The sequence below is a fragment of the Streptomyces ortus genome, from assembly GCF_026341275.1.
Lineage (GTDB): Bacteria > Actinomycetota > Actinomycetes > Streptomycetales > Streptomycetaceae > Streptomyces > Streptomyces ortus.
Map to the genome: position 1 here is coordinate 6,248,807 of NZ_JAIFZO010000002.1, position 20,083 is coordinate 6,268,889.

16 protein-coding genes are annotated in these 20,083 nt (G+C 70.5%); 13 read left to right on the forward strand and 3 right to left on the reverse strand.

The genetic code is table 11. From position 1 onward, the window contains the following. Positions 1–5 precede the first annotated feature (5 nt). The 13 genes from K3769_RS30775 to K3769_RS30835 all read left to right on the forward strand — a co-directional run bounded on the left by K3769_RS30775 (position 6) and on the right by K3769_RS30835 (position 16,791). On the forward strand, positions 6–4,001 hold the full coding sequence (locus tag K3769_RS30775; protein WP_267029515.1) for a non-ribosomal peptide synthetase: 3,996 nt from the start codon (positions 6–8) through the stop codon (positions 3,999–4,001). Beyond that, a complete protein-coding gene (locus K3769_RS30780; protein WP_267029516.1) occupies positions 3,998–5,380 on the forward strand; it encodes an MFS transporter in 1,383 nt (460 codons plus the stop codon). Before K3769_RS30775 ends, K3769_RS30780 begins: the two co-directional genes overlap by 4 nt. A 128-nt stretch (positions 5,381–5,508) precedes the next feature. Next, complete coding sequence (locus tag K3769_RS30785; RefSeq protein WP_267029517.1) at positions 5,509–6,480, forward strand: aspartyl/asparaginyl beta-hydroxylase domain-containing protein; 972 nt, start codon at positions 5,509–5,511, stop codon at positions 6,478–6,480. Positions 6,481–6,603: 123 nt separating this feature from the next. Then, positions 6,604–7,380 (forward strand): 2OG-Fe dioxygenase family protein, encoded by a 777-nt coding sequence (locus K3769_RS30790; RefSeq protein WP_267029518.1) that lies wholly within the window; start codon positions 6,604–6,606, stop codon positions 7,378–7,380. 66 nt (positions 7,381–7,446) lie between these two features. Then, complete coding sequence (locus K3769_RS30795) at positions 7,447–8,493, forward strand: hydroxymethylglutaryl-CoA lyase-like TIM-barrel protein (RefSeq protein ID WP_267029519.1); 1,047 nt, start codon at positions 7,447–7,449, stop codon at positions 8,491–8,493. A gap of 14 nt (positions 8,494–8,507) precedes the next feature. Then, positions 8,508–9,359, forward strand: a complete 852-nt coding sequence (locus tag K3769_RS30800) for a fumarylacetoacetate hydrolase family protein (RefSeq protein ID WP_267029520.1) — start codon at positions 8,508–8,510, stop codon at positions 9,357–9,359. An 81-nt stretch (positions 9,360–9,440) separates the two neighbouring features. Next, positions 9,441–11,132, forward strand: coding sequence for a non-ribosomal peptide synthetase (locus tag K3769_RS30805; protein ID WP_267029521.1), 1,692 nt, complete (start codon positions 9,441–9,443; stop codon positions 11,130–11,132). A 4-nt stretch (positions 11,133–11,136) separates the two neighbouring features. Then, positions 11,137–12,921 (forward strand): asparagine synthase (glutamine-hydrolyzing), encoded by a 1,785-nt coding sequence (asnB, locus tag K3769_RS30810; protein ID WP_267029522.1) that lies wholly within the window; start codon positions 11,137–11,139, stop codon positions 12,919–12,921. Between the two features lie 50 nt (positions 12,922–12,971). Beyond that, complete coding sequence (locus K3769_RS30815; RefSeq protein ID WP_267029523.1) at positions 12,972–13,772, forward strand: phytanoyl-CoA dioxygenase family protein; 801 nt, start codon at positions 12,972–12,974, stop codon at positions 13,770–13,772. Next, the gene (locus K3769_RS30820) at positions 13,769–15,301 is read left to right on the forward strand and encodes an AMP-binding protein (RefSeq protein WP_267029524.1); all 1,533 of its coding nucleotides are present in this window, start codon (positions 13,769–13,771) and stop codon (positions 15,299–15,301) included. Before K3769_RS30815 ends, K3769_RS30820 begins: the two co-directional genes overlap by 4 nt. 178 nt (positions 15,302–15,479) lie before the next feature. Next, positions 15,480–15,641: a hypothetical protein gene (locus tag K3769_RS30825; protein ID WP_267029525.1), complete on the forward strand. Its 162-nt coding sequence runs from the start codon at positions 15,480–15,482 to the stop codon at positions 15,639–15,641. A 103-nt stretch (positions 15,642–15,744) separates the two neighbouring features. Then, positions 15,745–16,056, forward strand: coding sequence for a response regulator transcription factor (locus tag K3769_RS30830; RefSeq protein WP_267029526.1), 312 nt, complete (start codon positions 15,745–15,747; stop codon positions 16,054–16,056). A gap of 219 nt (positions 16,057–16,275) precedes the next feature. Beyond that, a complete protein-coding gene (locus K3769_RS30835; protein WP_267029527.1) occupies positions 16,276–16,791 on the forward strand; it encodes a hypothetical protein in 516 nt (171 codons plus the stop codon). Positions 16,792–16,825: 34 nt separating this feature from the next. Here the strand turns inward: K3769_RS30835 and K3769_RS30840 are convergent, their stop codons facing one another. The 3 genes from K3769_RS30840 to K3769_RS30850 all read right to left on the reverse strand — a co-directional run bounded on the left by K3769_RS30840 (position 16,826) and on the right by K3769_RS30850 (position 20,035). Then, positions 16,826–17,878, reverse strand: a complete 1,053-nt coding sequence (locus K3769_RS30840) for a helix-turn-helix transcriptional regulator (RefSeq protein ID WP_267029528.1) — start codon at positions 17,876–17,878, stop codon at positions 16,826–16,828. 332 nt (positions 17,879–18,210) lie between these two features. Continuing rightward, positions 18,211–19,209 carry an STM4015 family protein gene (locus K3769_RS30845; RefSeq protein ID WP_267029529.1) on the reverse strand — a complete coding sequence of 333 codons (999 nt, stop codon included), beginning with the start codon at positions 19,207–19,209 and terminating at the stop codon, positions 18,211–18,213. Between the two features lie 196 nt (positions 19,210–19,405). Next, positions 19,406–20,035: an aldo/keto reductase gene (locus K3769_RS30850; protein ID WP_267029530.1), complete on the reverse strand. Its 630-nt coding sequence runs from the start codon at positions 20,033–20,035 to the stop codon at positions 19,406–19,408. Positions 20,036–20,083 lie beyond the last annotated feature (48 nt).

The following is a 20,083-nucleotide window of genomic DNA, read 5'->3' on the forward strand; positions in this document are numbered from 1 at the left end:
ACCTCGTGCTGAGGAGTGACCTCGTGCCCCCCGTCTCCTACGCCCAGCGGAGGCTGTGGTTCCTGAACCGCGTGGACGGCCGGTCGGCGGTCTACAACTGCTCCCTCGTGATCCGGGCGAGAGGCCAACTGGACCGCACCGCCCTGGCGGCGGCGCTCACCGACCTGGCGGACCGGCACGAAGTGCTGCGCACGGTGTACCCCGGGGTCGACGGCGAACCCGTACCGCGCGTGCTCGACCGACGGCCCGGACTCGACGTGGTCGCGTGCGAGGAGGAGGGGCTCGCCGACGCGCTCTCCTCGGCCGTCGACCGCGGGTTCGACCTGACGACGGATCTCCCGGTCCGGGCCACGGTGTTCACGACGGCGCCCCGGGAACACGTGCTGGCGCTGGTGATCCACCACATCGCCTGCGACGAGTGGTCCTGGCAGCCGCTGCTCACCGACCTGGCCACGGCCTACCGGGCCAGGGCCGCGGGTGAGCCCCCGCGCTGGACGCCGCCGCCGGTGAGCTACCCCGACTACGCGGTGTGGCAGCGGGAGCTGCTGGGCGACCAGGACGATCCGGCGGGCCTCCTCGCGACGCAGCTGTCCTTCTGGCGGGAACAACTGGCCGGGCTGCCCGCCGCACTGGACCTGCCGTTCGACCGGCCGCGCCCCGCGGTGGCGGACCACCGCGGCGACCAGGTACCGCTGAAGCTCGACGCCGAGCTGCACGAGCGCCTGCTCGCGGTCGCCGCCGACCACGGGTGCACCGCGTTCATGGTGCTGCAGGCCGGGCTGGCTGTCCTGCTCTCCCGGCTGGGGGCCGGTACGGACATACCGATCGGCACACCGGTGGCGGGACGGCTCGACGAGGCGCTGGAAGACGTGGTGGGCTTCTTCGTGAACACCTTGGTGCTGCGCACCGATGTGTCCGGCGATCCGACCTTCACCGAGCTGCTGCACCGGGTGCGGGACGCGGATCTCGCCGCCTACGACCACCAGGACGTTCCTTTCGAGCGGCTGGTCGAGGACCTGAACCCGGAACGTTCACTGGCCCGGCATCCGCTCTTCCAGGTCATGCTGAGCCTGTCCAGGGGCGAGGAGGCCACGCTCGCGCTGCCGGGTCTTGAGTGCACCGAAGTGCAACTGGACGCGCGGGTGGCGAAGTTCGACCTGTCCGCCGACTTCCGGGAGAACCGCACGCCGGACGGGGACGCCGCGGGCATCGACGGCGCCCTGGAGTACGCCACCGCCCTGTTCGACCGGGCCACCGCCGACCTCGTGGCCGATGCCCTGCCCCGGCTGCTGCGACAGCTCGTGTCGGCACCGGAACGGCCCGTCGGCGAGGCCGACCCGCTCTCCGCCGAACACCGCCACCAGGTCCTCGACGTGTGGAACGACACCGCCGCGACCGTGTCGCCGGCCACCGTGCCGGAACTGTTCGAGGCGCAGGCCGCGCGCACGCCTCGGGCGACCGCGCTGGTGTGCGGGAGCACGAGGCTCACCTTCGCCGAACTCGACGACCGGGCCAACCTGCTCGCGCACCGGCTGCGCGCCCTGGGAGCCGGTACGGAACGGGTGGTCGGGCTGGCCCTGCCGCGGTCGGCCGACTCCGTCGTGGCGATGCTGGCGGTGCTCAAGACCGGTGCGGCCTATCTGCAGCTCGATCTCGAATACCCGCGGGACCGGATCACGCACATGCTGCGGGACGCCGCACCGGTCGCCGTCGTCACGGACACCGCGACCGCGACGGCGTACGGGTTCGACGCGCGGCCCGCGCTGCCCGCGGTGCTCGTCGACCGGCTGCGGGCACCGGCCGGTCCCGTGGCGAGCCCGAACTGCCGCGTGCTGCCGGAGAGCGTGGCGTACGTCATCCACACCTCCGGATCGACCGGCCGCCCCAAGGGCGTGCTGACGCCGCACTCCGCGCTGAGCAACCTGTACGCCTTCCACCGCGCGGGGCTGCTCGCGCGCACCGAGGCCCGCGCGGGCCGGCGGCTGCGGTCCGCCGTCACCGCCTCGCTGTCGTTCGACACGTCGTGGGAGGCACTGTTCTGGATGCTGGCCGGACACGAACTGCACGTGATCCGCGACGACATCCGGCGGGACGCCACCGCGCTGACCGCCTACGTCAAGGCCGCGGGAATCGATGTCCTCGACGTCACCCCCACCTACGCCGAGCACCTGCTCGACGAGGGCCTGCTGTCCGGACCGGGCGCGCCACTGGTGCTGCTGCTCGGCGGGGAAGCCGCCGGGCAGTCGCTGTGGAACCGCGTACGGGAGGTGCCCGGGACGCTCTGCTACAACCTCTACGGTCCCACCGAGTGCACCCTGGACGCGCTGTGGTGGGACGCCGCGGACAGCCCGCAGCCGCTGATCGGCAGGCCGATCGGGAACACCAGGGTCTTCGTGCTCGACGAACGGCTGCGGCCCGTCGCACCGGGCGTCCCGGGGGAGTTGTACGTGAGCGGCCCCGGCGTGGCCCGCGGCTACCTGAACCGCCCGGCCGCCACCGCCGAACGGTTCGTCGCCTGCCCCTGGGCCATGGACGGGGAACCGGGGAGCCGCATGTACCGCACCGGTGACCTGGTCCGGTGGGACCACCGGGGCAGGCTGGACTACCTGGGCCGCGCCGACGACCAGGTCAAGGTGCGGGGCTTCCGTATCGAACTCGGCGAGGTGGAGGCCGCGCTGACCCGCTGCCCGGACGTGGCGCAGGCCGCCGTGGCCGTGCGGGCGGACGCCCGGGGCGAGAAGCGGCTCGTGGGGTACGTACAGGCCGCCGGGGACCGGGCGCCCGAGGCGCGCGACCTGCGCGGGTGGCTGTCCTCGATCCTGCCCGACCACATGATCCCGGCGTTCTTCCAGCCGGTGGCCCGGCTGCCGATGACACCCAACGGGAAACTCGACCGGGACGCGCTGCCGCCCCCGGACCTCACCCACCGTCCCGCGTCACGCGGTCCGCGCGGGCCCTACGAGGAGGTCCTCTGCGGGCTGTTCGCGGAGGTGCTGGGGCTGGGCCGGGTCGGCGCCGAGGAGAACTTCTTCGAGCTGGGCGGTCACTCCCTGCTCGCCACCAGGCTGCTCTCCCGGGTACGAGCGGTGCTGGGCGGACACCTCACCGTCCTGGACCTGTTCCAGGCACCCACCGTCGCCGAACTGACGGACCGGCTCGCCGCCGGCACCCGGCACGACCCGCTGGCGGTGCTGCTCCCGTTGCGGACGGGAGCCGGCCGGCCCGCGGTCTTCTGCGTGCATCCGGCCGCCGGGCTCAGCTGGAGCTACGCGGGCCTGCTCGGCCACCTCGACGCCGACTACCCCGTGTACGGGTTGCAGTCGAGGGGCCTGACCGATCCGGCGGCGACCGGCCGCTCCTGGCGCGTGACGGTCGAGGAGTACGCGGAGCAGATCCGCGCCGTCCAGCCCGAGGGGCCCTACCGGCTGCTCGGCTGGTCCTTCGGCGCCGTGGTCGCCCACCTGCTGGCCACCGAACTGCAGGCCCAGGGGGCCGAGGTCGACCTGCTCGCACTGCTCGACGGCTATCCGCCCGACGCGGCACCCGGCCACCCGCTCCTCGTCGAGGGCGGTTCCGGGACGTACACCGAGCTTCTGCGCTCCCTGGGGTACGACCTCTCCGCGTTCGGCGGGCGACCCCTGGGTCACGAGGACTACGAGCGGACGGTCCGCGGGCCGGGCAGCCCGCTCGAACGGCTGACGCGGGAGGAGACCGCCGCGCTGGCCCGGGTGTTCGTGGACAACGACCGGATCCATGAGGAACTCCGGCCCAGCACGTACCGGGGGGACCTGGTGTTCTTCGCCGCCACTGAGGGAAGAGCCGAGGACGCTCCGGCGCCGGAGGCGTGGCGCGAGCACGTGAGCGGCCGGCTCGATGTGCACGAGATCCCTTGTGGCCACGGCGAGATCACCCGGGCGGAGCCGATCGCGCGGATCGGCGCCGTGCTCGCCGAAAGGCTCGCCCTGCTGGACGGACCGCGGCCCACGGCGGAGGAACGATGACCGGCACGTCCCACCAGGCCCCGGTCGACCAAGCGCCGGTCGACCAGGACTCGGTTCACCAAGGCCCGGTTCACCAGGACCCGGTTCACCAGGGCTCCGTGGGTGGCCGCGAGTTCCGGTTGTTCTGGTTCGGGGAGACCACGAGCCTGCTCGGCAACGGGATCGCCGTGGTGGCGCTGCCCCTGGTCGCCGTCATCACCCTGCACGCCGACACCTTCGTCGTCGGCATGCTGACGTCGGTCGCCTATCTGCCCTGGCTGATCCTCGGCCTGCCCGCGGGCGCGTGGGTGGACCGCCTGTCCCGCCGCCCGGTGATGCTGGTCAGCGACGCCGTCTCCTTCGTCACGTTCGCCAGTGTGCCGGCGGCGGCCTGGGCGGACGTGCTCACCGTCCCCCACCTGCTCGTGGCCGCCTTCACCGGCGGATGCGCGAACGTCTTCTTCACCACCGCGCACCGCGCCTACCTCCCGGCCCTGCTCCGGGACGAGGAACTGCTGGCGGGCAACGCCCGGTTGCAGGGCAGCGAGTCGACGGCGGAGGTCATCGGCCCCGGCCTGGCCGGCGTGCTGGTGCAGGCCTTCGGCGCCGTCGCCGGACTGCTGGCCAACGCCCTGAGCTTCGTGGTGTCGTGGCTCTGTCTGCGGGCGATCCGGACGACTGAGCCGCCGCCCCTGCCGTCCCCGGCCCTCCGGCGGCGCCGGCTGCGCACCGAGGTCGGCGACGGCCTCAGGTTCCTGTTCCGGGACCCCGTCCTGCGTACCCTCGCGGTCTTCAGCGCGGTGTCCAACATCGCGCTGACCGGGCTGAGTTCGATCGAAGTGGCGTTCCTGGTACGGACGGTCGGTGTCGGCGAGGCCGTCCTCGGCGCGGTGCTGACGCTGTGCGGCCTCGGCGGGGTCCTCGGCGTGGTGCTGTCCCATCCGGTGTCCCGGCGGTTCGGCACCGCACGGGCCGCGCTGGCCTTCCAGCTGTGTGCCGCGCCCTTCACCTTGCTCTTTCCGCTGACCGGCCCGGGGGCCGGCCTCGCGTTCTTCGTCGTCGGCGGGGTCGGAGGCGGCGCGGGAGTGGTCGCGGCGAGCATCATCACCGACACCTTCCGCCAGCGGTACTGCCCACCGGACCTGATCGGGCGCATCAGCGCGAGTGCGGCCGTGATCAGTTTCGGCGCCATCGCGGTCGGCGGACTGCTGGGCGGCGCGCTCGGCGAATTGTTCGGCGTCCGCGAAACGCTCTGGGCGATGAGCGGGCTCCAAGTGCTGTCGACGGCCATTCTGCTGTTCAGCCCCATCCGGAAAATGCGCGATTTCCCCGAATCCGAGCGCGCAATTCTCACGGCCGGGACAGAGGCCGCGGTAGAGGCTGAAAAGGCCGTGTCCTAAAGGGTCCTGGCCGTTTCCGCACACCGCAGAAGGCTTTTCTCGGCGTAGCGCATACGTAAGCTGTTGATAGCGAAGAAAGAACGTGCAGAGTTCATCGAAGCGAGGTTTTCATGCAAGAGGGAAACTCATTGCAGAATCTTCCGGCCGCGGTCCCGCTGCGGGACGATCTGGATATCGATCGACTGAACGCGGATCTCGCGGAGCTGAGCGGTTCCGAGTTCTGGGCGCTGCAGCGGTCCTTCGAGGACGGCATCGTCGGGGAAGAATCCGATGTGGACTGGAAGGTCCTTTCCCTGCGTGCCCCGGGCGGCGACGTCCGGCGCACCGACCCCGGCGGTCCGGGACGTGACTGGTTCGCCGACACCCCTTTGATGGCGAAGGCGCCCTACCTCGGTCAGGTCCTGTCCGAACTCGGTACCGAGCTGCGCAGCGTCCGGCTGATGGCCCTGGCTCCCGGGGTCTGTGTCCCGGAACACTCGGACACCCCGATCGGCCTCCCCTACGGCTACGTACGGCTGCACATCCCGCTGGTCACCAATCCCGGCGCCGTACTGGTGATGGACGGGACGGAACAGCGGTGGCAGCCGGGAACGCTCTGGTACGCCGACTTCGACCGGCCGCATTCCGTACGCAACGACGGCGACCGGGCCAGGATCCACCTGGTCGCGGACTGCGCGACCAACGACCGTCTGCTGGCCCTGTTCCCGGAGAGCTTCCGGGCGGCACTGCCGACCAGCGACATCGCCTACTACCGGCCCGTGCTGCCCCTGACCCGGCCCGAACTCGCCGAGTTCGGCTGCCGCTTCGCCGTCCCGTTCTCCTTCATGGAGTGGGGACTCCAGGTGGTCGACGACCAGGAGAGCGACCTCGCCGCCGAAGTGCGTGCCGAGGACGACGGGCTCGTCCTGCGCGTCGAGGGGCGCGCGCCGGTGGAACTGCTGCACCTGGGCGCCGGCGAGTTCCGGTTGCTCGGCTGGAGCGAGGAACGGCTGCTGCGCCTCGACCTCTTCGACGACGGCCCGCGGGTGGAGTTCTCCACGCGGCGCGGACGCCGGCGCCAGGTGGTCGTCCGTCCGGCACACCGCCTCGCCACGGTCTGACGGCCCGAGCCGCCGGCCGCCACGAGCCACCGGCCGGCCATCACGGCCCACCCGCCGGGCACCACGGCGCACCCGCCGACCACCACCAGTCCACCCATGGACGACCACTGCTTGGGGACAGTCATGCACACACTGACCGAAACGCCCGCCCTCGTCGAGAACGGGTTCGCCCGCTGGGACCTCGCCGAGGAATTCGGCATCACCGAATCCGACGCGTCCTTCCGGAGTCTTCGCGCCGAGTTCGTCGACCTGCCACCGGACCCCTACGCGACGGAGGAAGGACGCAACCGCCGCTACGCCCGAGGCGTCTTCCTCCCCTGGTCACGCCAGTTCAGCTGGATCCCCGACACGCACCTCGGGGAACACGGCTGGATGAACGGCTACTGGCAGGCCGACCACAACCCCGACTACGTCGGCGTGGTCCGCAAGCTGCCCGCCATGAGCGAGAGTGCCCGGAACAATCCGATCATCCACGAGATCCTCTCCTTCGACTACGCACAGACCCGCTGGTCGCGTGACGACGCGGCGTTCCCGCTGCACGTCGGGGTGCACCTGATCAAGCTGGCGGTGGACGACCCCGGACACGAGGCCATCTCCTCGCCCAACGAACTCCACCAGGACGGCGAGCCGTTCGTCTTCGCGCACCTGGTCTACCGCCGCAACGTCGTCGGCGGCTCGAACATGATCGCGCCGCCGAAGTACCGGGGCCTGATGCCCGAGGACGTGCCCGACGGCGAGGCCCTGGCCGAGTTCGAACTGACCAGGCCCCTGGAGTCGTACGGCGTCACCGACGAGAAGGTCAGCCACTACGTGGCCCCCATCAGGCGAGGGGCCGGCCCGGAGACGGGCGAGCGCGCGGTGATCCTGGTCGACTTCACCCCCATGCGGCAGCACATCTGAGAGCGGTTCCACGCCGTCCGATTGTCCCTGTGTAAGTCCGTGCTGAGCCGAGGAGGGCGAAAGCCCATGAAAGACAGCCGATCCCGGGCGATGTCCGAGATGCAACTGCTCGACTGCACCTTGCGCGACGGTGCCTACGCCGTCGATTTCGAGTTCGACGAGAAATTCGTACTCGAACTTCTCTCCGGCCTCGAAGAAACACCCGTTTCCAAGGTCGAGATCGGTCACGGGATCGGCCTGGAGGCCGAGCGGACCGGCGTGAAGGCGGGAAACATCGATCACTTCACCTGGTGCGAACTCGCCCGGTCGACCCTGACCACGAAACCCTGGGGAATGTTCGCGCAGCCCGAGTTCACCCGCCCGGCGACGATCGGGAAGATGTGTGACCGCGGCATGTCGTTCGTCCGGGTCGGTGTGGAACCGGACCGGGTCCGGGACCACCTGCCCTACCTCCGGCAGGTCACGGACGTCTGCGGGGAGGTCTACCTCAACCTGATGAAGTCCGGTGCCACGTCCGTCGACCGGCTGCTGGACATGCTCGACGGGGTCGGACCGGAGATCGCGGGAATCTACGTGGTCGATTCCTACGGCTCGATGACGCCCGAGACCGTCGAGAGGTATGTGGGCGCGGTCGCCGAACGGTATCCGGTCGTCGGCTTCCACGGTCACGACAACCTCGGCCTCGCCAACATCAACACCGTCACCGCCTTCCGGGCGGGGGCCACCGTGCTCGACGGGACGCTGCACGGCATAGGGCGCGGCTCCGGCAACGCCGCCATCGAATCCCTCGCCGGGATCGTCAGCCTCATGGACCGGGACCGGTTCGACTACCAGAAGCTCGCCGAACTCGCCGAACTCTGCCGGGTCAACATGAAGGTGATCGGCGAGGAGCGCAAGATGCAGGTCCTCGGCGCGGTGATCGGCATCCACTCGGGTTTCTTCGCACTGGTCGAGGAGCTCGCGGTCAAGTACCGGACCGAGCCGGCCCTGCTGATGGAGGCCGCGGTCGGAGCGGCCCTGGAGAGCCCCCGCGCGGCCGACTTCCGGGCGGCGGCGGCCAGGATCGCCGACCACGCCGGCCCGCGCTCCCTGCAACTCGCCGACGCCACCTGAGAGGACCGAACGAGATGAAGCTCGCCAAGAGCGGCAACGGGCAGGACGTCCTCGTGGGAATCGACGGCAGCTGGTTCCCGCTGCGGGAGATCGGCGGCTACGAGGACGTCACCCGCATCGGGGACCTGGTCGGGGACCCGCGGTTCGACGACCTGGAGGCACAGGTCAGGAGGCGGACGGCCGGATCCGGCGCGGCAGGGCCGGGCGACAGGGGCGTCGACCTGTCCGACGCGGCGACCGTCGCCGACACGGACGCCGGTATCTGGGGCGCCGGGCTCAACTACCGGCGGCACTCCGAGGACCTGGAGACCGAACAGCCCGGCCGCGGCCCCGGATCGTATCTGCGGCCCGCCTCGTGCCTCATCGGCAACGGCGGAACCATCCAGCTGCCCACCCAGTCGGCGCGGGTGACCGCAGAGGCGGAACTGGGTCTGGTCATCGGCACCCGCTGCAAGGACGTACCCCGCGACAAGTGGCGGTCCGTCGTCGCCGGAGTGACGGCCGTCCTCGACATGACCGCCGAGGACGCCATCCGCCAGAACCCGCGCTACATCCCCTGGGCGAAGGGGTTCGACACGTTCTGCAGCATCGGCCCCGCCCTGGTCACCCTGGACGAGTTCCCCGACGACCGCCTGGACGGGGTGCGGATCGCCACCGTCAGGAACGGCGAGACGATCGCGGCGGCGACGCCGCGGGACATGAAGTACGACCTGGGCTACCTCGTCGAGTACTTCACCATGGGCCGGACCCTCGCACCGGGAACGGTGATCTGCACCGGAACCCCCGGCGCCGTCCCGATCGCCCCGGGGGACACCGTACGGGCCACGGTCGAAGGCGTCGGCACGCTCACCCACCCCGTCGGCTGACCCCGACGGCCGCTGTCTCAAGCCCGCTCGGCCCTGCGCGTCGGCGGAGAGTGGAACTGGAGTCACATGTCCCTCATAGATGTGTCCCCCATACACGCATTCGAACGAGCTCTGCGGGAGCATCCCGACGGTGACGCCGTACGGACGGCGGAGAGGACCGTCAGCTACCGCGAGTTCGACAAACTGACCCGGATCTTCGCGGACGACCTGTGCGCGGAGGTCGCCCCCGGCGGGTTCGTCGGCATCGAGGCGAACAGAGGGCTCGGCGCGATCACCGCGATGATCGGAGCGCTCCGGGCACGGCGCCCGTTCGTGTTCCTCGACAGCCGCGACAGCGTGGCGTCGAACTCCGGGAAGGTGGGACTGCTCGGCGTCCGGCGCCTGGCCCGGTCGCTGGACGACGGCGAGGTCCACCTCACCGACGTACCGCAGGCCTGGCGCGCCGGCCCGTCCGACCCCGTGAGGGCGGCCCCCGACGTCGGGGGCGAGCTCTGCTACGCCATCCACACCTCCGGTTCGACCGGCGAGCCCAAGTGTGTGCTGGTGCGCCCGGCTCCGCTCGCCGCGGTGGTCCGGGACCACGTCGAGCGGCTGTCCGTGGGGCCGGACTCACGGACCCTGCAGTTCGCCCGGCTGACCTTCGACGGATGCATGACCGAGATCCTGTGGACCCTGACGGCCGGGGCCTGCCTCGTGGTGCTGGACGAGGCCCGCCTGGCACCCGGCGCCGAACTGCGGCACACCCTGGAGCACTTCGGCATCACCCACCTCAAGACCACTCCGTTCGCGCTGACCGCGACCGAGCCCAGCGGCGCGATGCGGCTGCGCCACGTGGTCAACGGCGGCGGGGCGTGCCGGTCGGCGGTGGTCGCCAAATGGTCCGAGGTGGCCGCACTGCACAACGCCTACGGGGCCACGGAGACCACGGTGTGCAATCTGCTGACGGGCCCGCTCGACCCGGCGGACTGCCGGGACGGCGTCCCCCTCGGCGACGTGGTGGGCGACTGCGCGTACCACCTGCGCGACCTCGACGAAGGGTCCGCGCACACCCGGCCCGCCGGCCCGGTGCGCCGGGGCGAGATCGTGATCACGGGCCCCGCCGTCGCCGCCGGATACCTGACCGAGCACGACGTCCGGCCGTTCGGCCCCGCGGGCGACGGCACGGAGTACCGGACGGGCGACATCGCCGAACTCCGCGACGGCGAGCTGTACTTCGTGGAACGCCTGGACCATCAGGTGAAGCTCCGCGGCTACCGGCTCGACCTCGGCGAGATCGAGAACACCGTGTGCCGGGCGGAGTCGGTCGTCGAGGCGGTCCTGGCCGTGGAGTCGCACGACGGCTCGGACGGCACCGGGGGCGACGCGCTGGTCTGCTACTACCTGGGCGACGCCGACCCCAGGGAACTGAGGCGCCATCTCGAAGGGGTTCTGGACCCGTACAAGATTCCCTCGGTGCTGCAGCGCGTCGAAGCGCTGCCGTACACCTCGAACGGAAAGATCGACCGCGCTGCCCTGCGGGGGAGCCGCGTCCTCCGCGAGGACGCCGTGGCGTCCCCCGTCCAGCAGGTACTCACTCTCGTGGGCGGCCTCACCGGGGTCGGTGACGCCTCGCTGGACGACAACTTCTATGCCCTGGGCGGCAATTCGGCGTCGACCCTGTCACTGGTCGCGAAGCTGCGCGAGCTGGGCTGGCTGGACGCCGGGGTACGCGACGTGCTGCGCGCGCGGGACCTGCGCGCCCTCACGGACCAGCTGCGGCAGCGGAGCGTGTAGCGCGATGTGCGGCCTCTGCGGCACCTTCGCGCCGGACGGCGGCCTCGACCGCACCGCCACGGCGACCATGCACTCCCGGCTCCTGCACCGCGGCCCCGACGAGACCTACTCGCTGAGCACCCCCGTGCTGACGGCGAAACTCGCCCGCCTCGGCATGACCGCGCTCAAGGACGGCTGGCAGCCCGCCGAGGACAGCGGCGGACGGTTCGTCGCCGTCACCAACGGCGAGATCTACAACGCCGACGAACTGCGCGGCCGGCTCGGCGTGACGCACAGCCCCAACCGCGTCGACGTGGCGGTCGTCCCCGAACTGTTCGCACGGCACGGCCCCGCCGGACTCCGCCTGGTCGACGGGCAGTTCGCCACCGCGATCCTCGATCGCGCGGAGAACACCCTCCACCTGGCCAGGGACCGTTTCGGCATCAGCCCCCTCTACTACACCGAGTCCGACGGGCAGTTGCACTTCTGCTCGGAGCTCGGACCACTGGTGCGGTCGGTGCCGGGCACCTGGCGGCTGGACCTCGGCGCGGTCGACCAGTACCTCCAACTGGGCAACATCGTCGCGCCCCGCACCCTGGTGCGTGACGTGCACGCCGTGCCGCCCGGCAGCGTGGTGCGGTTCGGCGGTGGCCGCGTACGGGAGACGGTCCGCTACTGGCGGTACGGCGAGTTCGAGACGGACGGGCCCCCGGTGACCGCCGAGGAGATCCGGCACGGGGTCCGGCGGTCGGTGCGCGACCGGCTGCGCGGCGACGTCGAGATCGGGGCCTGCCTCAGCGGCGGATTCGACTCCTCCACGCTGGTCGTGGAGGCCGCCGCGGCCGTGCGGAAACCCCTTCGCACGTACTCGGTGGTGTTCGGCGACGCCCTGCTCGACGAACACCGCTTCCAGCGCGAGGTGGCCGCCGCCGTGGGCAGCGAGCACCTGGAGATCACCTGCCGGGACAAGGACGTCACCGCCGAGTTCGAGCAGATGGTGCGCCGCTGCTGCTATCCGCAGCGCGAGACCTACAACGTGGCGGCCCTGATGCTGTCGCGTGAGGTCCGGTCGAGCGGACTCAAGGGCGTGCTGTCGGGGGAGGGGGCCGACGAACTGTTCTTCGGCTACGACTCGTACGCGTTCGACGGTCTCGGCCGCACCCCGCCGCCGAGCCGTGCGGAGAACGAGAGCGCGTGGGGGAGGGCCGACTTCTCCTGGGAGGTCGACTGGCGGCAGGTGGACCACCGGCGGTCGGACGCCCTCACCCCGGAGAGCATCGAGGCGCTCCACGGCCAGGAATTCTGGAGGGACCGGCTGATTCCGTTCACCGACGGCGAGGCCGCGAAACTCACCTCGATGCAGTTGCGGTCGGTGGCCGACACCTCCGTACAACTGGGAAGTCATCTGCTCGGCGACCACGGCGACGCCATGCTGATGGCGAATTCCGTGGAAGGCCGGTATCCGTTCCTCGGGAATCCCGTGGTCGACCTGGCGCTGCGTGTCGGCGACGACGAGAAGGTCGCCGATTTCGAGGGCAAGGCCTGCCTCAAAGCCGCCTACGCCGGCCTCGTCCCGGACTCCGTACTGCGGCGCGCGAAACAGGGATTCACCGCGCACGGCCTGTCCGCGGTCGCCCCCGACCACCTCATGGCCAGGTGGCGCGACCTGGTCGCGGCCAGTGGCGTGTTCCGTACGGACGCGCTCGAACGCATCGCGGCCCGCGGCGCCGAGGGCAAATGGGACACCCGGCTGAGTGTGATCAGCATCAGCACGGTGATCGACGAATTGGGACTGCGGAGCCCCGCGTAAAGATCCGCGTCCCCGTACCCGAAACAATCAGGCAGAGAGGTCATCGCATCATGCTCACCGAAAGTCAGACAGCGGAATACAGGTCCGAAGGATTCCTGCTCGTCGAAGACGTCTTCAACGCCGGCGACATCGCCGCTCTGCGACAGGAGGTGGCCGATCTCTCCGCGACCGAGCACCCCGGGCGGATCTTCGAGGAGGACGGCACCACGGTGCGGGGCATCCACGGCTGCCACACCACGGGCCCGCTGTTCTCCAGGCTGGTACGGCTGCCCGAGCTGCTCCTCGCGGCGGAGCAACTGCTGGAGAGCAAGCTGCATGTGTTCCAGTTCAAGGTCAACGCCAAGAAGGCGCTGCGCGGAGAAGTGTGGCAGTGGCACCAGGACTACAGCGTCTGGGGACCCAAGGACGGTATGCCGGAGCCGCGGGCGGTCAACGTGGCGCTGCTCCTCGACGACGCGACCGAGCACAACGGCCCGCTCCTTGTCGTGCCCGGCTCGCACCGCAACGGCGCGATAGCCCCGTGGCGTCCCGAGCCCGGGGACACCTCGCGGTGGGAGACCGACCTGTCGTCGAAGCTCCAGTTCGCGCTGGACACCGAACAGATGGCCAAGGTGACCGCGGAATCGGACATCCGGTCCGTGGTCGGACGCGCCGGGAGCCTGCTGTTCTTCCATCCCTGCATCGCGCACGGCTCCGGCGCGAACATGTCGCCGGCCGACCGGACCATGGCGTTCGTCAGCTACAACAGTGTCGACAACGAGCTGCGCGAAGTGCCGCACCCGCGACCGGAGTTCGTGGCGTCGCGCGACTACCGGCCGCTGGAGCCGGTCGAGGGCGGTCTGATCGCATGAGCGACCTCGATGTCTCACTGATCCGTATGCTTCTCGACGCCGTCGCCCGGCACCGGGACGCGGTGGCGGTCGTCGACGACGGCGTCGCCCACACCTACGCCGAACTCGACGAGGTGTCGGCCGAGATCGCCGGCGGCCTCGCCGCACACGGCATCGGCCCCGGTGACGTCGTCGACGTGCACTCGACCCGTTCATGGTCCCGTTGCGCGGCCGTACTGGGTGTGTGGCGCGTCGGAGCCGGCGTCCTGTCCATCGACCCGGCCATGCCACCGGCCTGGACCGGCAAACTGGTGAACAGCGCCGACTGCTCCATGATCCTGCGGGCCGACGAGTGCCCACCGGTCGACGCGGGGATCCCGGAACACACCTTCCGGTCGATCCGGGGAACGCGACGGGACGAGGCCGCGACCGGACCGGTCTGCTACGTCATCCCCACCTCCGGATCCACCGGCGAACCCAAGGCCGTCGCCGTGCCGCCGGTCGTCCTGGCGGAGCTGGGAAACTGGCACGTCCGGCGCTGGAGCCACGACAGCCCCTCGAACACGCTGCACATGTCGTCCATCGGATTCGACATGGTGTACGAGGACACGGTGGCGACCTGGCTGGCCGGTGCGACCCTGATCGTGGTGAACGATCAGGACAGGCTGGATCCCTTCACGCTGGTCGACATCATTCGCGAACACGAGGTCGCCCGGCTCTTCCAGCCGGTGGTCGGACTGCACGGCCTCGCCACCGCCGCGTGTGTCGCGGGCGGGAGAATCCCGAGCCTGCGGGAGATCTCGGTGGCGGGCGAACAGCTGGTGATCAACGAGGAGGTACGGACGTTCTGCGCCGACGGTGACCTGACGCTCGTGAACCAGTACGGGCCGAGCGAGACCCATGTGGTCACCCAGTACCGGCTGTCGGGCGACGTCACCGACTGGCCGGACCGGCCGCCCATCGGCACCGCCGTCGTCGACGCGGAGCTGTTGTGCCTCGTGGACGGCCGGCTGCGCCCGTTCGCGGCGGGCGAGACCCGGGAGCTGGTCATCGCCGGGAACTGCGTCGGGATCGGATACGCCGGCGACGACGCGCTCACCGCAAGGAAGTTCCGGGAGGTCGAACACCGGGACGGCCGTACGCGCCGCTGCTACTTCAGCGGAGACCTGGTCACGTTCGACGGCGCCGACTTCCACTTCGTCTCCAGGCTCGACGACCAGCTCAAGGTCAACGGCTACCGGGTCGAGCCGGGTGAGGTGGAGTCCGTGATCGCCAAGGTCGCGGGGGTCCGCCGGGCCGCGGTCGTCGGGGTCAAGGTCGCCGCGTCGACCCAGCTGGCGGCGTACTACACCCGTGCGACCGGCGCGGAGGTCGCCCGGGACGACCTCATCCGCGCGTGTGCCTCCGGTCTGCCCCGGTTCATGGTCCCCCGGCACTTCATCGAGCTGGCGGAACTGCCGTCGACGCGGAACGGCAAGATCGACCGGGCGAAGCTCCGGGAGACGTTCCAGGAGCCTTCAGCCTCCTCATCTGTCCGTATTGCACACTGAAAGTCACTTACGGGCGTTTCGTTCACCCCCCGCTTTGGTGCCGATGAACTTGGTGAATGGTTCGCCCGGTGGTTTCCGGGACGGGCGCCCCCCATGCTGGAAGAGCAGAAGGGAAACGGCCGGACGGCATCGGGCGGAACCTTTCAAGGATTTTTCACTCCGAATTCCGGGAGAAAACATGAAGTCTGTCCGCCTGTTCGCGGTCACTGTTCTCTGCGCGCTGACGCTCGGCACCGTTTCCGCCTCCGCCACCGCTGTCGTCGGCACCGAGGGCGCCGACGTCCTGGCGACGTCCTCCACGGACCCCACCGACAGCGGTTGGGGCCGTATCCCGCAATGAACTGCGGGTACGTGCGGAGGAGCGGTCGGTGGCGGGTTCCGGAGTCCGTGGTCCGACAGGCCCCGGGACGCGGACATCAAACAGGGAAAGGGCGCTGGACACCGTGAGCGATAAATTGCGGGAAGCTCTCCGGAAAGTCAGCGACCGGGAAAGAGAAGTCCTCGGACACATAGCACGCGGAGCCACGTACGGCGAGATCGCCCGGTGCATGAAGGTGAGTCCGCATACCGTCGACACCTACCTCCGCCGGATACGCGCGAAAACCGGAGCCAGGAATCGAATGCATCTGCTGCTGCTGGCTCTGTCGATCGAGGGATCCCTCATGAGTGCCATCGAGGACCTGGGGCTCCTGGCGACACCGCAGCTTCCCGAACGGCCCGAAAGGCCCGACCTGCCCGACCTGGCTCAGGCCTGACCGGCCGCGGCTCCGACCAGCGGTCCCGTGTGCCGCAGCGCGCCGGATGACACGTGAACACGTGACTGTCGTGACCGATGTCCGAGCGGCAGAATCCTCACCGCGGTCGCAGTGGCGCCGAGACAGTACCTCCCCCCTTCCCCCCGTGTGTCCGTGCGTCGTGGCGCCCTGACACACCTCACTCGGCATCGCCCGGACTTGCGGCGAGATCGGAGAACCGTGCCCGGACAGCGAGCTCTGAGCCAGCCGATCCAGTCCTTCGTCGACGAGCTGGCGCTGTGCGTGGCGGCCAACGGTGCCAAAGGGCCGGCCATGCTGTGGCCCGAGGATCCGAAGACCTTGTCGGCCCTGCTGGAGCTGGAACGACCGGCCCGTCCGGAACCGGGCGCCGAGTCCTCCGTGCCGGGCGGACCGGGCACGGAGGACCTGGCGGCCGAGCTGGGCCACCGGCTGCACCTGCGGGTGCGCCCCCTCTTCCGCTTCCTGTCGGCGGACTCCCCGGTCGTGGAGAGCGCACCGAACGGCGCCGAGCGCACGGTCTCGTTCCTGGAGGGAGCCTGCCGGTGCGTCCTGTGGCGGGTGGGTGAGGACCCGGCACCCGGACCCTCGCACCCGCTGGGCATGCGGCTGCGTTCCGGCGGCACTCTCTTCGTTCCCCGGGACCACACCTACCGGCTGTCGGAGATCCACGCCCCGACCACCCTGCTCGAACTCCACCTGGAGGGCCCCGGCTGACGGCGTACGCCCCCGGCCGACTGCCCGCCGTGGATCAGGTCGGAGCCGCCGCGGGCGCCGCGTCCGCCTCCCCGGTGTCGTTCAGCAGTCCCCTCGCGGCCACCGCGACGCCGGCCTGGAAACGGCTCTCGGCGCCGAGAGCCTGCATCATGTCGGCGATGTGTTTGCGGGTGGTGCGCAAGGACATACCGAGCCGCCGCGCGATCGTCTCGTCCTTCAGCCCCGTCGCCAGCAGCTGCAGGATGGTGCGGTCCAGATCCTTGGCGACCGCTTCCAGGCCGTCGGTGCCCGCGTCGGAGAAGGGCTGGGCCTGCGACCACACCTGCTCGAACAGCTCGTAGAGGAAGTGCACGACCGACGGCTCCCGGACCACCACCGCGCCCAGCCGGTCGTTGCGGTTGGTCATGAACGCCAGTTCCCGGTCGAAGATGATCATCCGGCCGACGAGCTGGTGGGCGGTCCGGTACTCGCCGCCCAGCGCGCTCACCGTGGCCACGTACGCCTGGCTGGGGCTGTTGAACCGGGCGGTGTGGTGGTATACGGTCCGCATCCGCACCCCCCGGGCGAGCATCTGGCTGTCCCGGAGCAGCGCGTCCTGGAGCACCTCGGGCGGGCGGGTGCCGCCGGGCTGCACGGTGACCATGTCCTCGCGGCACTGCTCGGCCGCGTTGTTCAGCGCGGCGCGCACCTGGGTGAGCCCGGGTATGGTCTCCAGGTCCGTGGAGACACCGTGTCTTCCCTCCTGGTAGTCGGCCGCCAACTGGGCGAACTGGTCGCGGAACACCCGTAGTTGCGTCTGCTGTTCGGCGATGGCCCGCTCCACCGGCGCGGTGGCCACGGCCGCGACGAGGTGCGGGTCGACGGCCCAGAGCCGGTTGTCGCCCTCCTCGCCCCTGTGCACCAGGCCGATGCGGACGAGGTGGTCCACCGCTCCGCACACCGCCGCCTCGTCGACACCCGTCTCCTCGGCCGTCCTGGCAGGGTCTAACCGGCCGTGCAGGGCCAGCCACCGGTACACGGCCACTTCCTCGGCGCCGAGTGTGTCCCCCACGGCGAAAACGTTGTCATCGGTCTGTTGGTCCGCCATCAGTCCTCCGCTCCTGATACCCACATGAACAGGTGCCGCATCCTCATCGCACTCAACGTCTCCCGGCTTCCCCGTATGGGCCCACCGGTTGCCCGTACGGGCTGCGGATCGCTTCGAACGGGACGGGCGGCCGCGGAAGCAGGTTCATGGCTGGGAATCTAGTGGCTGACGGACCCGGGGTCGATCAGGCCTTGTACGACGGCGAGTTGAGGTTCCGCCCTCCCTCTCTCCTGACCCGCCGGTCAGGAGAGAGCAAGGTCCGGGCCCGGACCGGCCGGAACGCCGGGGTGGCGCAGGACGGAGCCGGGCCGGTACCGAGCCCGGCAGGACGCTCAGTAAGTGAGCGGGCCCACACTGATGCTGGGCACCGGCACGCCGTCCCCGTAATCCTCCGCCTCGGCGTCGGACGGGTCGAGGTCGACTTCGACGCCGGCCGGTTCGAGCGCGTCCCGGACACGCTGTCTCATCGGCTCGCTCAGGTAGTTGTGGTGCAGGTCGAGCTTCCTGAGATGGGTCAGCGGCTGCCCGCTGAGCAGCGCCTCGGCTCCGGTGTCGGTCAGGGTGCCGAGCGACAGGTCGAGCACGTCGAGGCCGGCGACGACGGGCGCGGCCCCCACGGCCGCCGCGATCTCGTCCTGCGTCTCGCTGTTACGCAGGGCGAGGCTCCGCAGCCGCGGCAGCCGGCCTCCGGACAGGATCCCCGCGAGGTCGGCGATCTCGCCGTCGCCCCCGTCGTCGCGTGCCCCCAGCCACAGTTCGAGATGCTCCAGCGCGGGCAGCTCGCTCTCGCCCACCCCGCGCAGGACGTGGCCGCGCAGCCCCGCGCTCTCGACGACGAGCCTGCGCAGCGCGTCGTGGCGTATGCGGGGGAACCTGAGCGGGTGCACCCCTTCCATGTCATAGGACTCGCCGGCCCGGACCGAGAACTCCTCCAGCGCCGGATAGCTCGCGAGCAGCGGCGTGACGTCGGTCTGGCCGATCCGGGCGATCCGGCACTCCTCGTCGGTGATGTCGCCGAAATAGAGGGATCGCAGCCCGGTCAGCCGGTCCCGCGCGTCCAGGAACGCCTCCATGACCTCGTCGGGTTCGGTGTCCTCCGGGTCTCCCCAGATGCCGATGACGATCGCGCGGATGCGTGCGCTGTCCACGGCCGCGCACAGCCGCTCGAAGGTGTCCTGCCACCGCTCGCCGGAGGTCCACCGTTCGTATCCGATCCGCCAGGCCACGGCGTCGGCCTCGGGCAGTACGACGCCGGCCGCGTCCCGCTCCTCGGGGAACGTGAAGGCGGGGAGCCCGTAGAGCTCGGTGAGGTGGTCGTCCTTGGTTCGCATCTGCCTGCCCGCTCCCGCCGTACGAGGTATCCGGCGCGTCCAACGCCCTTGCGCCGCACGGCAGTTGTACCAGCCGCAAGTGACAACGCCGAGTGGACATGGCTCTAGACGTTCTGAAACGTCCTCGTGTCCGGCAGGTCCTCAGAGCGGCACGCCGTAATCGTCTTCGACGACGTCCGTGATCTACATCCATTCCTCAGACAGCGCCAACTGCCGGAGCGCGACCGCCCGCGAGCACCGCCGGGCCCACCGCAGGGCGGTGAAGGCCGAGGCCGAGGACTCGTCGAAGGCCCGGCGGTGGCCCGGACCACCGGGAGTTCGCCCCAGGGCGCGACGTGTAGAAGGACTCCTTCAGGTGGGCGGCCTCGTCCTCGTCGAGTTCGACGTCCACCGCGGCGAGCGCCTCAGCCGGCTGGGCCGGCTTGGTGACCCCGACGACGGGCGAGGTCACCACTGGGTGGCGCATGACCCGGGCCGGGGCGACCTGGGCCGGGGACAGACCCCGCTTGCCCGCGATCTCGTGGACGCGCTCGGCCACTGCCTGGTCCCCGTCGCGATAGAGGATCGTGCCGCCCGGATCCGTGGCGGCACGCGCCGTGGCGGTGTCCCGGACCCGCGTCAGCCTGCCCCGCGCCAGCGGGCTCCACGGGACCACGCCGGTGCCCTGGTCGGCGCAGAGCGGGAGCATCTCTCGCTCTGCTTGTCGGTGGATGAGGTTGTAGTGGTCCTGCATCGACACGAACCAGGTCCAGCCGTTCAGATCAGCGAGGTACAGGGCCTTGGTGAACTGCCAGGCGTACGACTGCTTGACCGACGATCTCCTCACTGCTTCCGGCGCTGTACCCACTGGCCGTGTCGAGGAAGTTGACGCCGC